The organism is Cytobacillus sp. Bva_UNVM-123 (genome assembly GCF_046351715.2).
Lineage (GTDB): Bacteria > Bacillota > Bacilli > Bacillales > Cytobacillaceae > Cytobacillus.
In genome coordinates, this window is the sequence record NZ_CM177772.1 from 2,301,910 (window position 1) to 2,315,484 (window position 13,575).

Annotated in this window: 13 protein-coding genes and 1 pseudogene; 3 read left to right on the plus strand and 11 right to left on the minus strand. The window is 34.4% G+C overall.

All coding sequences use genetic code 11. The features are described from left to right. Window positions 1–16: 16 nt before the first annotated feature. From KDN24_RS11440 to KDN24_RS11455, 4 genes are read right to left on the minus strand one after another with little or no spacing between them, the layout of a single operon-like run. Window positions 17–175, minus strand: a complete 159-nt coding sequence (locus tag KDN24_RS11440) for a hypothetical protein (protein WP_409972574.1) — start codon at window positions 173–175, stop codon at window positions 17–19. Beyond that, window positions 175–1,428: a Ger(x)C family spore germination protein gene (locus KDN24_RS11445; protein ID WP_491348421.1), complete on the minus strand. Its 1,254-nt coding sequence runs from the start codon at window positions 1,426–1,428 to the stop codon at window positions 175–177. The genes KDN24_RS11440 and KDN24_RS11445 overlap by 1 nt, the downstream gene beginning before the upstream one ends. Beyond that, the gene (locus KDN24_RS11450) at window positions 1,406–2,512 is read right to left on the minus strand and encodes a GerAB/ArcD/ProY family transporter (protein WP_409972576.1); all 1,107 of its coding nucleotides are present in this window, start codon (window positions 2,510–2,512) and stop codon (window positions 1,406–1,408) included. Before KDN24_RS11450 ends, KDN24_RS11445 begins: the two co-directional genes overlap by 23 nt. 10 nt (window positions 2,513–2,522) lie before the next feature. Continuing rightward, a complete protein-coding gene (locus tag KDN24_RS11455; RefSeq protein ID WP_409972577.1) occupies window positions 2,523–4,052 on the minus strand; it encodes a spore germination protein in 1,530 nt (509 codons plus the stop codon). Between the two features lie 167 nt (window positions 4,053–4,219). On the opposite strand from KDN24_RS11455, the gene KDN24_RS11460 reads away from it, so the two are divergent. Next, a complete protein-coding gene (locus KDN24_RS11460) occupies window positions 4,220–5,590 on the plus strand; it encodes an aldehyde dehydrogenase (RefSeq protein WP_409972578.1) in 1,371 nt (456 codons plus the stop codon). Between the two features lie 53 nt (window positions 5,591–5,643). Here the strand turns inward: KDN24_RS11460 and trhA are convergent, their stop codons facing one another. Beyond that, entirely contained in the window at window positions 5,644–6,291 is a 648-nt protein-coding gene (gene trhA, locus KDN24_RS11465; protein ID WP_409972579.1) for a PAQR family membrane homeostasis protein TrhA, read from the minus strand. A gap of 143 nt (window positions 6,292–6,434) precedes the next feature. On the opposite strand from trhA, the gene KDN24_RS11470 reads away from it, so the two are divergent. Further along, on the plus strand, window positions 6,435–7,031 hold the full coding sequence (locus KDN24_RS11470) for a DUF1836 domain-containing protein (RefSeq protein ID WP_409972580.1): 597 nt from the start codon (window positions 6,435–6,437) through the stop codon (window positions 7,029–7,031). A 310-nt stretch (window positions 7,032–7,341) separates the two neighbouring features. On the opposite strand, the gene KDN24_RS11475 is transcribed toward KDN24_RS11470, so the two are convergent. The 5 genes and pseudogenes from KDN24_RS11475 to KDN24_RS11495 all read right to left on the minus strand — a co-directional run bounded on the left by KDN24_RS11475 (window position 7,342) and on the right by KDN24_RS11495 (window position 11,912). Further along, window positions 7,342–8,172: an undecaprenyl-diphosphate phosphatase gene (locus KDN24_RS11475; protein ID WP_409972805.1), complete on the minus strand. Its 831-nt coding sequence runs from the start codon at window positions 8,170–8,172 to the stop codon at window positions 7,342–7,344. A 331-nt stretch (window positions 8,173–8,503) separates the two neighbouring features. Next, window positions 8,504–9,637, minus strand: a complete 1,134-nt coding sequence (locus tag KDN24_RS11480) for a CAP domain-containing protein (RefSeq protein ID WP_409972581.1) — start codon at window positions 9,635–9,637, stop codon at window positions 8,504–8,506. A gap of 133 nt (window positions 9,638–9,770) precedes the next feature. Continuing rightward, on the minus strand, window positions 9,771–10,646 hold the full coding sequence (locus KDN24_RS11485) for a MerR family transcriptional regulator (protein WP_491348422.1): 876 nt from the start codon (window positions 10,644–10,646) through the stop codon (window positions 9,771–9,773). A gap of 193 nt (window positions 10,647–10,839) precedes the next feature. Then, window positions 10,840–11,334 (minus strand): annotated as a pseudogene (locus KDN24_RS11490) (MFS transporter); the annotation flags it as partial. A 149-nt stretch (window positions 11,335–11,483) separates the two neighbouring features. Further along, complete coding sequence (locus tag KDN24_RS11495; RefSeq protein ID WP_409972583.1) at window positions 11,484–11,912, minus strand: cell wall hydrolase; 429 nt, start codon at window positions 11,910–11,912, stop codon at window positions 11,484–11,486. Between the two features lie 145 nt (window positions 11,913–12,057). Between KDN24_RS11495 and KDN24_RS11500 the strand changes: the two genes are divergently transcribed. Continuing rightward, window positions 12,058–12,825: an exodeoxyribonuclease III gene (locus tag KDN24_RS11500; RefSeq protein ID WP_409972584.1), complete on the plus strand. Its 768-nt coding sequence runs from the start codon at window positions 12,058–12,060 to the stop codon at window positions 12,823–12,825. A 53-nt stretch (window positions 12,826–12,878) separates the two neighbouring features. Here KDN24_RS11500 and KDN24_RS11505 read toward each other — a convergent pair whose 3' ends face one another. Further along, complete coding sequence (locus KDN24_RS11505) at window positions 12,879–13,574, minus strand: Crp/Fnr family transcriptional regulator (RefSeq protein WP_409972585.1); 696 nt, start codon at window positions 13,572–13,574, stop codon at window positions 12,879–12,881. Window position 13,575 lies beyond the last annotated feature (1 nt).

Consider the following 13,575-nt stretch of genomic DNA (forward strand, 5'->3'; position numbering starts at 1 on the left):
ATGAAATCGCATTTATTCATTTAAGTACACTAAAAAAAGAACATACAATTGTTGCGATTGCTAATAGAAAAACAGCAATGGAACCAGTTTTATTTTTATTATTCCAAAGTGAAATGGAGAAGCCGAACGTATATATAAATAAGATAATCAGGCTAACCCAGATAATAATCGTCATTAATCTCTAACTTCCTTTAATTTAGGTAATTTGCTTTGTCTACCAAATTCGCCAAACTCCACAATCACAGCTATATTAATTTCCATATTCGGGTATGTTTTCATCCATTTTATTTTCTTATATTCAGGAATAGTTAAAAAATGCTTTCTAGCAATTAATGACCAGCCAAATGGCTGTCCTTTAAATTCTTCTTGCGTTTTTTTTATAAACTTATCGAATTTAATTGTAAGTTGCTCTTCAAGATGCTTTTTTAATTCTTCTCTTTTTTGAACATTTTTTGCATAATTTTCTATACCAAAATCTGTTAATACATCTATTTTTAATGGGACGATGAGATTTATTTTCCACTTTCCTTGTTCGGTTCGTTCCATTTTGAAGTCATTTTTTTTATATTTTTTGATTCTAATGGCATTTTTTACTTTACTTTGAAAAGGATCCGAAATCGTTGTAATGATCGAGGGCGCTGTCACAATATTATTTAATAAATAATATAACCTTGTTTCCTCACCGTTTAATTTTCCGATCATCGTTCCTTCTTTAAAAATGGCTGAGCCGAGAAACTGAGTGTTATTCGTTTCCCCATTTGAAGGCAGCTCACCCGCAAGGAAAAGATCTCCTTTATTTGCACTTTCGTTATTTTCCTCTTCATGTATTGTTGTTGCAAAAGCGGCTAAAAATAAATCGGCATCAGCTTCTGTGACCCGTAGAAAAGTATGAAGTTCAGATCTCGGAATTAAGCCAATATCTCTCCCACGGCTTATAATTTGTTCGAAATATTTATGAGGAGCGGTCTCTAATTTTGGTGAATTGTTTAGTATGAACTGACTAGCTTTTTCTTTAACGACAATTAGGAATGAGTCTCTTCTTATTTCTCTATCTTTTGTCGCGTCATACATCCACTTAATAAAGTCTTTGTCTTTGGCAAGATTTTCAGAAATAATAAAGTATCTCAAAAGATCATAAGAAATATCTTTTGCAACAACAGTATTTGCTAAACTTTTTGCAGATATGAGGTCATTCGCCTGAAAGGTTATAACCTCTCTTGGGACGGAATTCCCCCCTCCTTGCTGTTGTGTAGCATAGTTTGGATTGGCAATTAAGTATGTAATAGTTAGACTATTGTCGTTCCCTTTATCCATACCAACCGCAACAACGAAAGCATTCTTTTCGATTTCTTTTTTATCCCAACATCCTTCTAACATTAGGATCAAGAAGGATAAACAAATGATTTTAGCCAGTCTTTGAGTTGTCATGGTTTAAAACTCCTTTAAATTTGGCGATGAGCCATATAATAAAAGGAAGAATTATAAAGAATGGTGTTACTATATTAATAAATTTTTCTCTTAAATAAAAAATAATGTTCGTTGAATTTTCTGGAATCATTCCTAATGACAGAACGAGAGTCGCGATTATTGGAATTAAATAATCGAAATGCTTAATTTTAAAAAGGCTGCCAAAAAGGATTGCAGATAAATATAGATAAAAAGAAAAACGGACAAAGGAAGAAACGATCCAAAACGGAAAAAAGAACGTTTCCACATTAGGGAGAAACCCTAAGTGAATATACCGAATCGCTTCATGGAAAGGAAAGTTCATATTTTTAATCCCATGAAAATCAAAAAGCATCATGTAACCAATTAAAGAAAAAACATGTTCAAGAATAATGAAGATAAGTGCAAACCAAGTACCTTTTGAATATGCACTTTTGCTTGCAACTAAAGGGTAAATTAAACCAATAAACAGCATGTCTGCGTAAATAGAAGTTTTATAAGCGCTTTCTTTTAATACCTCCCATTTTCCTGGTCCGAAAAGTGGAAAGAGGAATTCGATTTCACCTTGAAAAATAATGATGAATAAAACACTAAATAAAGAAATTTTCACCCAAAATAAAGTAATCCAAGCAACAGAGCCAATTTGCTCGATTCCCTTTTTGGCACCATATGCACAAATGAGCATTAAAATGGCGTAAATAGCTAATACAGGTGTTTCGGAAAAGTACATGATTGTAACAATATCTGTATAAATTGCGGTATCAAACGTCAAGGCTGTAATACTAATAAGCCATAATATTGCTAATAACAAAAATCCGAATATTTTCCCGAATAAATGTTCAATGACATCTGATAAGCCTTTATTTTCAAAGCTGCTTAAAACTTTAATTAGCAAATATATTGGTATAACGGTAATGAATCCGATGATAAGCGGTGCCATCCATGCAGCTGTATCTAGATTTTTGTATAGGATAGCTGGTGTATCATCTCCATATTTTGGTCCAATTGTCATTGCTAGAATAGCAAAAAACTCCCTAACTCCAATCTTTCCCTTATGTTCCACCATTAGCTGACTCCTAATTTTTTTTAATATCCTTTTGTTTCAAATAACCTGGACGAAACATTTCTTTTGTTAAGCGGATTCTAAAAAGTGTATCCTTAGAAGAGATATAATTTGGAGTCATGGGAGATAAATATGGGACTCCAAAGGATTTAATTGAAACTAAATAAAAAACACCTGCCGTAAAGGTAGCAGCCATTCCATAAAAGCCAAAAAGGGCTGATGAAAGAAGAAATAAAAAACGGCATAGCCGTACGGCAAAATTCATACTAATATCACCGATTACAAATGAACTTAAGCCACTTAATGCAACGACAATCACGACGATTGGACTGACAATGTTTGCTTGAACTGCAGCTTGTCCCAAAATGAGGGCACCAACAATGCCGATTGTAGGTCCAATGGGGGTGGGGACTCGTAATCCTCCTTCGCGAATCAGTTCAAAGGCAATCTCCATTAGAAACACTTCAACAAACGCTGGAAAAGGAACCTTATCTCTAGTGGAAGCGACTGCTAGCAATAAATCAGGAGGAATCATTTCTGTATGATAATTTGTAAGACCTACATATATTGCCCCTGTGAACAGAGTGATAAAGATAGCTAATATACGCAATGCTCTTGTGAAAATCGCATAGATGTACCTCATATAATGATCTTCAGGTGCGTGAAAAAACGACCAAAACGTTGCTGGTAAAACAAGAGAAGCTGGAGAATTTTCCATCAATAATACGATATAACCATCCTCTAGGAAAGAAACGGCACGATCTGGTCTCTCCGTATATAAAATGGTTGGAAAAATAGATACTTGTCTATCTTCAATAAGCTGTTCTAACAATGGAATATTTTGAATAGAATCCACGTCTAAATTGTTTATTCTTGTCTTTATGTTAGTAAGTAGTTGCTTGTTTACTAAATCCTTTATATAGACGACATGTATTTTATTGTGAGATCTTTTTGAGATGAGGGTCGACTCAATAACTAATTTTTCATTTCTAATTCTTTTTCTAATTAAAGAAATATTAGCTGTAAGATTTTCAGTAAATGCTTCTTTAGGACCTTTTATTACAATTTCATTTTCGGAACTCGCAATATCTCTATTTTGAAAATCAGAGACACTAACACAATAGGCTGATGTAAGGCCATCTACAAAAAGTACAGCATTGCCATCATTAATTTTATTAATGATATCTTCAATAATATGGAAAGTGGATACATCAGAGATTTCAAGGATGTCCACTATATTTTTGGAAGAATCTTTGTTCGTAAGAAGCGGAACTAAAACATATTTATCAATGGCATTTGAATCTGTTATTGATGTGATCGCTAGGATCGCCGCTTTCTTATTTAACGAGCTTATATTAAATTCTCTAATGTTAACATCATTATTATTTGGAATGGAATAAATTTCTTCAAAAATACTAATTGTATGATGAATGTTTGAACCAATCTGCTGTTTTTTTATTTCGATTTCCTTTGCATTAGACTTTTCATCGTAATGATAGAGATCTTTTTGTTTTAATTTTTTTCTTAACAAATCCAAAAACATGATTACACTTCCTCTCATATATAAAAGCTTTCCGCAAATATTCGAATTTATGTAAAAAACTGCTCTTCGTTCATTCAGAACAGTTTAAACTCGCTTCTTCATCTAGCTTTTATGATAGGATGAGGATAATAAATATATTGAAAAATAGAATATAAGGGAGAAAACGAATGGAGAATTATGAAGAACTGATAACGAGGCAACGTAAGTTCTTTCTTCAAGGAAAGACGATGGACTTCACTTTCCGAATTACTATGCTTAAGAAATTACAAAGTATCATTCGTACTCATGAACAAGAAATCATGTCTGCATTAAAAGCAGATTTAAATAAAAGTGAATTTGATTCGTATTTAACTGAAATTGGGTTTGTTTTAGAGGAAATTAGGTTTACTTTGAAGCATTTACGAAAATGGGTGAAACCTAAGAAGGTAAAGTCCACTTTAGCTACCTTCGGCTCGAAAGGATATATTTATTCTGAACCTTACGGGGTTGCACTAATCATTGCCCCGTGGAACTATCCGTTTCAATTAGCTGTTGCCCCACTAATTGGTGCGATTGCGGCTGGCAATTGTGCCATTATAAAACCATCTGAATTAACTCCAAATACTTCAGCGGTCTTACAGAAGTTAATGAATGAAAATTTTCCTTCAGAGTATATAGAAGTAGTTGAAGGTGGAATAGAAACAAGCACCGCATTATTGAAAGAGAAGTTTGATTATATTTTTTTTACAGGAAGTGTGAGTGTCGGAAAGATCATTATGGAAGCGGCAGCAAAAAATTTAACTCCCGTCACATTAGAATTAGGTGGAAAAAGTCCATGTATAGTCCATGAAGATGCGCATTTGAAGCTCGCTGCCAAGAGAATTGCATGGGGTAAATTTGTAAATGCTGGTCAAACCTGTGTGGCCCCTGATTATTTATTTGTACACAAAAAAATTAAAAATAAATTTTTGCAACTTTTAAAAGAAGCCATCTATGAACTATACAGTGAGGATGTAAGTGTGAGAGGGGAGTTCACAAAAATTGTCAGTAAGAAGCATTTTGAGCGGCTTGTCACGTTTCTTCATCATGATAAAATGTTTCTCGGAGGAAAATATGATTCAAAAACGTTCATTATTGAACCTACCATATTACATAATAGTAGCTTTGATGATCCGATTATGAAGGAGGAAATTTTTGGTCCAATCCTTCCAGTTATCGAGTATGAGCAGTTATCAAAAATGATTGATATCATAAAGAGCAAACCTAAACCATTATCTCTTTATCTTTTTTCAGAAAGTAAAGAAGTGCAGCAAATGGTGTTGAACAATGTTTCATTTGGAGGCGGCTGCTTGAATGATACAGTGTACCATCTTAGTTCCCCTTATTTACCCTTTGGTGGAGTTGGTGAAAGTGGTATGGGGACATATCATGGGAAGGGAAGCTTTAAAGTTTTCTCTCATCAAAAAAGCATCTTAAGCCAAACGACATTATTTGACTTGCCATTTAGATATTCTACAACAAAAAATGCATTAAAAAAGGTCAAAATGTTTCTAAAATAAAAGCGAATCCGTTCTACGAAATGTAGAGCGGATTCGTTTTCATTGAAGCAATTTTAGATTACATATAAAAAGACACATTGAAAATGAGCAATACTGCCAAGCATAATGAAAATATGAAAAATTTCGTGGAAGCCGAGATGCTTGAACTCCAGAAACTTCGGTTTAATCGCGTATATTACACCACCGATTGTATACAATATCCCACCCAATAGGAGTAAAAAGAGACCTGTTGAGCTTAAAGCTTTAGAAAGAGGGGAAAAAGCAAAGATTATGATCCATCCCATTGCAATATAAAGAACTGTAGATAGCCATCTTGGACAATTAAACCAAATCATCTTAAAGAGAATACCTGCAACAGCTACTGTAGTAACAATTGCAAATAGGATCCAGCCAGTTACACCTTTTAAGGTGATAAGGCAAAATGGAGTATAAGAACCTGCTATTAAAACGAATATCATTGAATGATCAAGTCTTCTTAAAAACGCAATGACCTTATCTTTAGCAATTACCATATGGTAAGTAGCAGAAGCAGAGTATAGTAGAATCATGCTAATGCCAAAAACGATGACAGCAGAAATGACAATTGCTGATGAATGAAAAATCGAAGCTTTAATGACAAGAGCAAGTAGTCCAACAAAAGATAAAATGGCTCCTGCAAGGTGGGTAAGTCCGTTAATTGGCTCGCGGATATAAGATGTCATAAGGGTTCCTCCCAATGTTATTGTATGTAGTTTTGGTAACTACTTAATATAATATACTGATAATGATATGTAGTCAATATTTACATATTACTTTTTTTTGAGTAAACTTATGAATAAAGAATAAATTAATAGAGGTTAAATAAATGGAAAAAATGAATGAACTCATCAATGAGCTTGGACTTAATAATCAAATTACATTAGATGAAATTCCGCAAATTGATTTATATATGGATCAAGTTATTCAGCTATTTGAAAATAAATTTAATAGCTCAAAGCGCAATGAAGAAGAAAAAGTATTAACGAAAACAATGATTAATAATTATGCGAAAGGGAAGCTTTTATTTCCAATCAAAAATAAAAAATATTCTAAGGAGCATCTTCTTTTAATTAGCTTCATCTATCAATTAAAAGGAGCACTTTCGATAAACGATATAAAAGAGACTCTTTCTATCGTAAACAAAAAAATAACAGATGAAGAGTTTGATATTAATCAGTTTTATGAAAGCTTTCTTCATCTTTCCGAAAAAAATTTTGCTAGCTTTAATGAGGACATTGAAAAAAAGATGGAAAATGTGAAGGAAGAGGTAGAGCAACTGAACGATAAAGATGCAAATGATTTAGAAAAAGTTCTTCTGATCACAACACTGGTGAACATGAGCAATCTATATCGGAGAGTAGCGGAAAAACTTGTAGATGATTTAGAGGATAAAAAGAAAGAGGCTGACCCAAAAGATCGTTGAAAACGACCTTTTAGAGTCAGTCTTTTTCTTTAAAATGATACTTTTGAATATTTTTGGATAATTTCAAATGAAAATTAATTAATCAAAGTTGATACTAATTTTTGGCACTAAGTTGATTGTAGTGGAAGACGCGAAGACTCCTGCGGGAAAAGCGGACAGGTGAGACCCCACAGGAGCGCTCTTCGACGAGGAGGCTTACCGTTTGCCCCACGGAAAGCGAAGCGTCTGGAACGGAAATCAACGGACAAGATAATAGGATCATACAAAAGGGGTCTCCCTAAAAGTCATACTTTTGGGAAACCCTCTTCGATTAGAAATATAAAAGATAGATGACACCAGCCAAAATAATTCGGTAAATAGCAAATGGGATAAGCTTTATTTTATTAATTAGTTTTAAGAAGAAACGAATAGAAATTAGCGCAAATACAAAGGCACTAATAAAACCAGCAATGAAAAATGGCAATGCATCAGGAGTGAAATATTGCCAGTTTTTCACTAAAGAAATTAAGCTTGCTCCTGCCATAATAGGAACAGCCATAATAAAAGTAAAATCTGAAGCAGCCCGGTGGCTAAGTCCTAGCAAAACACCTCCAGAGATAGTTGAACCTGAACGTGAAAAGCCTGGCCATAATGAAAAACATTGGATCAATCCGATAGAAAAGGCTTGTTTGTATGTGATCTGGTCTACCGTATCAATCTTTTGCCTTTTATCTCCGAAAAGGTCAGCAACAATCATAAAGAGAGCACCGATGACTAAACCAATTAAAACCGTTTCAGTTGAGAATAAATACTCATCAATATAATCCTCAAATAACACTCCTAGTATGCCTGCAGGAACTAATCCAACAATAATATGTGTAAGCTTTAAGCGTCTACCATTAACAGTATCTTGAGAGGCTTTTCGTTTAAGTCCAAGCATTTCAAAGAAACGGTCTTTAAAGACGATAGCCGCTGCTAAGACAGAGCCTAATTGAATAACAACCTTAAATGTATTGGCAGTTGATTTTGAGAGAAAATCCTCAGAATGAAGCCACATTTCGTCAACAATAATCATATGTCCAGTTGAGGATACAGGGGCAAATTCTGTTAAGCCCTCAACGAGACCAAGTATAATCGCTTTAATAATCATGATGAAATCTATTAGCATTTAAAAGAGTTCTCCTTTTTTTATTGAAAAAAAAATTACCTTTAATATTTTAATACATAATGTTTAAAAATGCTATCCTAAGTAAATCTATCAATTTATGAAGGTGAATGTTTAGTTTTGTTTAGAGGAAACGAGGCAGGTAAAAGTAAAAAAACGAAAGAAAACAGTTAATGTTAGCGGCCACATTATGAGAGATGTTAAGAAAAGGCAGATAAAGTGTTAGTCTTCTTTGCTTTGAATCAGTTGTTTAATTGACACTCAATTGCAATTCGTTAATGGGAGAGAGCTTTGTTTTCACTCCCATTAACGAACGAATAAATTGACATTATTTAGCGAAAAAATTCTCTGTATAATAGGGCTGAGCTTCTGAATTAAATGCTACACCAACACCTAAAAATTGAAACTCTGGCCTTAAAATATTTTCTCGATGACCAAGTGAATTCATTAATCCTTCATGGGCAAAAATACTACTGAATTGCCCGGTAGCTAAATTTTCTCCGGCAAGTGTAAAAATAATCTCATCCTTTCCCATACGATCAAAGGGAGATTGACCATTTAGGTTCGTATGGGAAAAGTAATTATTTACAGCCATGTCTTTACTATGGTTGCGAGCTGTTTCCTTTACATGTTCATCCCATTTCAAAACTTGTAAATGATGATTTACCCGTTCCGCATTCGTTAAATCAAATAATTGATATTCAAAGCCTTCTTTCAAAGATCCACTAGCCTTTGTGTATAAATCTTTTTTATTTTGTTCTAGCTCCTCGTTCATTATGAGCAATGACGTGACATGATTCTTATTGTGTTTATCGTAAAAAATAGTTAAGTAACTTCCATCAATATGAAAGATATCATAGTCACGATCGTCTTGAAGCACAAAAAACTTCATCCCTTTTCGAATTTGTTTTAAAGGTTCACCTAACTGCTGAAGTACGGTTTCTTTCGGAGTTCCAAACTTTACTCCTTTCGTAGAGGCGATTAAATCTTGATTTGTAAATAAACCTGAAACTTCATTGTTTTCATCATAAGCGACCATTAAAAAGTTTTGATAATTGTCATGATAAGTGTGCCAGTTCGTACCATATTCATTCATGGAAGAGCGTTTCTCTACACCGAGTTTTTGTTCAACAGCTCCCTTTTTTTCGCCAAGAACAACATTATGAATCGAGAAGGCATGTTCAGTCGGAATAGTTAGCTGTGGCTTATTCGTCTGGTTCGTTTGATCGTTATCATTGGAGAGAAACTCAATGTTCTTAAGCTTTCCTGTAAGCTGATAATAAGCTTCGGAAATTGTATTTGTGACAATTTGAACGTATTGATTATTTTTCATTGTATTTAATTCAGCCTTAATATTTTCAATAACAGGATAAAAGCTTGTGTTTTCTATTTGCTTATCAATAAAAGGCCAGGATTTAAATAATAAGAATATCAATAACAATGAAAGAAGAAGCCTTTTCATTGTTCATCCTCCTTTCTGAAAGCAAACAACAGTCTATTGAAGAAAAGTTGTTTTTATTCCTATTCATTATATTAAGTCGAAGCTGAATAATACAGCAATAAACATTATCTTTTTTGGGAAATTAACCATATTTTTATTTCCAAATTTTCCACCAGGGCTTCTTCTTTTCCTCTGAAGCAGCTGCAGTTCGGAAATTCTCAAGTAAATCATGAAACATGAGCTCTCTTCGATTGATATCTTTCCAATATTCCTCGCGCTCACGATTTATCGTTTCGATATATATTTCTCTGTCTGTATTCAAAGTTTCAATTAAAGCACTTATTTCTGTGTGAGTGACTTCAGCCGAGCTAGATATGTAATGAATCATCGTTTTAAATTCTTCTGAAGCTGCCTCAGATGAATCTGCAATACGACTTGACAAGTCACGAATATCTTCGGTTAACCCTTCAATTTCTGCCTTTGTTTTTTCCGTTGATTTATAAATTGAATCGGAAAGACTTTTAACGATATGTACCGATCCTTTGGAGATTTCGTTTTTCACATTATCTAACACCTCTTTGCGAATATTTGTTTGGATTTCAATCTTTATATCATTTAATAATTGGTTTTTTATCATCTCCATCGAAGCTATGACTTTCTCTATTTCTTGCCGATTATCAACCAACTGTAGAGAAGAGGACTCATGTAAACAAGCTTCTTTTTTTAATTGGAAATTATTCTCCAATAAGGACCGTATCATATCTTTACTTAAGTTTTTATCTCTCATTTGTTTAATCGTTTCAAGCAAACTTATTTCATCATCTGTATAATAACGTGCTCCTTGTTTGGAGCGAGGAATAACAAGTATACCGTTAAGCTCTTTTTCCCATTGCCTAAGTGTACCTGGTGAAACATCGAGCGTTTTTGCAACTTCTTTAACTGAGTAAGTTTTAATCGCATGACTTGCCATTTTCCACAATCCCTTCTTCGAAAAATTAAAGTGGATGACCTTTCTAAAAAGATAATTCAAGAGAGACATCCCTTTTTTCCTGCTACAAGACAAAAGCTTTCAAAACAAGACGGATTTCTGCAGAAATAGGCAAAATGCTGAATCTTGACACGTGTTTCTTCGGCCTTTCCGAAAATAGCCAAGAGAAGAATAACTTATCCATTCCTTGTAAATATTAGAAATGTTATTGATGGAAAGGATGAGACTAGTGGAAAACATAAAACTGGATTGTCAATCTCCATCCAAAGGAATTTGCTAACACCGGTGCGAAGAATGAAGTGAAGGCTGTTCCAATATTTCCAGCGCCATAAATGCCATTCACAAAGCCGTGTTTTTCTTTCGGATAATATTTTGGCAGTGATGTAACGCCAACCGAGAAGATGGCTCCACCAATACCTAGCAACAAACCGCCTACGATTAATATGGAAAATGAATGAGCTGAGCTAATGACAAAAACAGGTAGGATGAGGAGGATGAAACTAATTGAGAAAATGACTCTCGCCCCATACCGATTTGTCCAAAAACCAATAGGAATTCGCAAAAGTGAGCCTAGGATGACAGGACAAGCTGTGACCCAGGAAATTTGGCTAGCGGTAAGCGGAATATCAGCTTTGATAAAAGGCATTAATGAAGAGAGGATAACCCAAACCATAAAGCCAAGGACTAAACTAACTGTTTGTAATAATAATTGAAAACCTTTGCTAGGCATAAAGTTCTCCTTTCTCTAGTGCTAATAAGTAAGAACGAACACTATTTTCTTACTTTATTAGCATTTCACAGGAAGGAATTTGTATGCTATTCACATAAAATGAAAAACATGCTAAATCCGTTTATAAAACGAATTTAACATGTTCAAATTTAAAACGTATTATAAATATTTTCACATGTTTCTGGAGTAGGTTCATAAAAGCAATGCCGCTTAAAACGTGCAACTAATGGCTGATTATACCAAGTCGGAGGGCAATCACCTGGTGGTCGAAAATACCACAAGCTAAATTTAGCTGGCCACTGTCTTTCACCTTTAACTGCACGACGAGCTAAGCGTCTCTCAACTTCTCTTGCCCTTTGGTAAAAATATCCTTTCGTTGTTGCTTCAAATGCATGTGGCTGGAAGACCATTTGTGGAACTGTCCGCAATCCTTTAAAGTCAGAGCAATTTGCTCGAATTCGGTTGATGCCAACGTTTCCAACGAGCATCATTCCTTTTTCGCCTTCACCCTCAGCTTCTGCTCTCAGTAATCTTGCTAACAAATCAATATCTGAAGCTCGAGTTGCTACAACTGCCATTCGATCACCACCATATTAGTTATATTGTTATCATATTGATTTTTCTTCATAAAGATGACTATGTGAATTTTTCGTTTTTTATGCGCAAATATGTGTTCTATGTTACTCTAGAAATCTAGAGATACGTAAAAGGGGATATGAAAATATGAAGCTTGTTTCTTGGAATGTAAATGGCATTAGAGCATGTGTGAAAAAGGGTTTTTTAGATTATTTTAATGAAGTAAATGCTGATATTTTCTGTATCCAAGAGTCAAAACTCCAGGAAGGGCAGATAGAGCTTGATTTACCAGGTTATTATCAGTATTGGAATTATGCATTGAAGAAAGGGTATTCTGGTACGGCTGTTTTTACAAAAAAACAACCACTTTCTGTAAAGTATGGAGTCGGAGAAAACGAATCAGAACCAGAAGGACGAATTATTACACTTGAATATGATTCTTTTTATTTAGTAAATGTCTATACACCGAATTCACAGAGAGATTTAGCAAGACTTCCATATCGGTTACAGTGGGAAGAGGAACTTCTTTCCTATATTATAGAGTTGAATAAGGCAAAACCAGTAATTTACTGTGGAGATTTAAATGTTGCCTACAGTGAGATAGATTTAAAGAATCCAAAATCAAATGAGGGAAACTCGGGTTTTACAATTGAAGAGCGTGGAAAAATGACAACTCTATTAGCCTCAGGGTTTGTTGATTCATTTCGATATGTATATCCTGATGCGGAAGGTGCTTATACTTGGTGGTCCTATATGGCCAAAGTAAGAGAGCGGAATATCGGATGGCGTATTGATTATTTCATACTATCTGAACAATTGAAAAGTTCGATAACAGCTGCACAAATACATTCTGAAGTAATGGGGAGCGATCATTGCCCTATTTTTTTGGAAATGGATCTGAGCAAGGAAGCCTAATATTAAAAACGAAATAGGGTAGAGAACTCCATTTAACTCATACCCTATTTTTTCTAAATTTGTTTAAGTGCTTCAAGATTCAGTAGTTCAATTTCTTTTTGTCTCTTTTGAATGAGCAGGCCTCGTTCTTCGAAATCAGCCAGTTTACGACTAACACTTTCAGGGGTAGTACCGAGGAATGAGGCAAGATCTTTTTTACTTAAAGGAAGGGTAAGGCTAAGCTTGTTTTCGTGTTCTGCGATATTGACAAGATAGGAGGCTATTCGCTTCTCCACATCCTCTGAAGTAAGGCTGCTAACAAGCTGTTCAATCGTTCTAAGCCGTTTACTAAATTCATCAAGTAGCTTTATGGAAATGGAAGGCCATTTCAATAGAAAAGCTTGTAAATCTTTTTGTCTCATAAAGCAAATTTCTGTGCTCTCCATCGTTTCTGCATAGTGATCAAAAGTTGTCAGTGAAAATAGTGAAAGTTCACCCATAAAGTCTCCTGGTTCCATTATTCGGATAAGCTGTTCTTTCCCGGATTCAGCTAGTCGATAAATTTTTACTCGACCACGGCGAACAATGTACAAATAATCGGATGTTTCATCAGCTTCATAAATGATTTCTCCCCGTGAAAATTTCTCCATTCGTGTTGTTTTCGCAATTTCAGCCATTTCTTCAGTTTTTAAATGATTGAAGAATGGGACAGAAGAGATGCAGTGTTGATTTATAATCCCATCTATTTCAGTATGATTACATCTACTCAAA

Coding starts and splice junctions, on each gene's coding strand:
- KDN24_RS11500 (WP_409972584.1), top strand. CDS start 12,058: ATGAAGCTTGTTTCTTGGAATGTAAATGGCATTAGAGCATGTGTGAAA.
- KDN24_RS11455 (WP_409972577.1), bottom strand. CDS start 4,052: ATGTTTTTGGATTTGTTAAGAAAAAAATTAAAACAAAAAGATCTCTAT.
- trhA (WP_409972579.1), bottom strand. CDS start 6,291: ATGACATCTTATATCCGCGAGCCAATTAACGGACTTACCCACCTTGCA.
- KDN24_RS11440 (WP_409972574.1), bottom strand. CDS start 175: ATGACGATTATTATCTGGGTTAGCCTGATTATCTTATTTATATATACG.
- KDN24_RS11460 (WP_409972578.1), top strand. CDS start 4,220: ATGGAGAATTATGAAGAACTGATAACGAGGCAACGTAAGTTCTTTCTT.
- KDN24_RS11445 (WP_491348421.1), bottom strand. CDS start 1,428: ATGACAACTCAAAGACTGGCTAAAATCATTTGTTTATCCTTCTTGATC.
- KDN24_RS11470 (WP_409972580.1), top strand. CDS start 6,435: ATGGAAAAAATGAATGAACTCATCAATGAGCTTGGACTTAATAATCAA.
- KDN24_RS11495 (WP_409972583.1), bottom strand. CDS start 11,912: ATGGCAGTTGTAGCAACTCGAGCTTCAGATATTGATTTGTTAGCAAGA.
- KDN24_RS11480 (WP_409972581.1), bottom strand. CDS start 9,637: ATGAAAAGGCTTCTTCTTTCATTGTTATTGATATTCTTATTATTTAAA.
- KDN24_RS11450 (WP_409972576.1), bottom strand. CDS start 2,512: ATGGTGGAACATAAGGGAAAGATTGGAGTTAGGGAGTTTTTTGCTATT.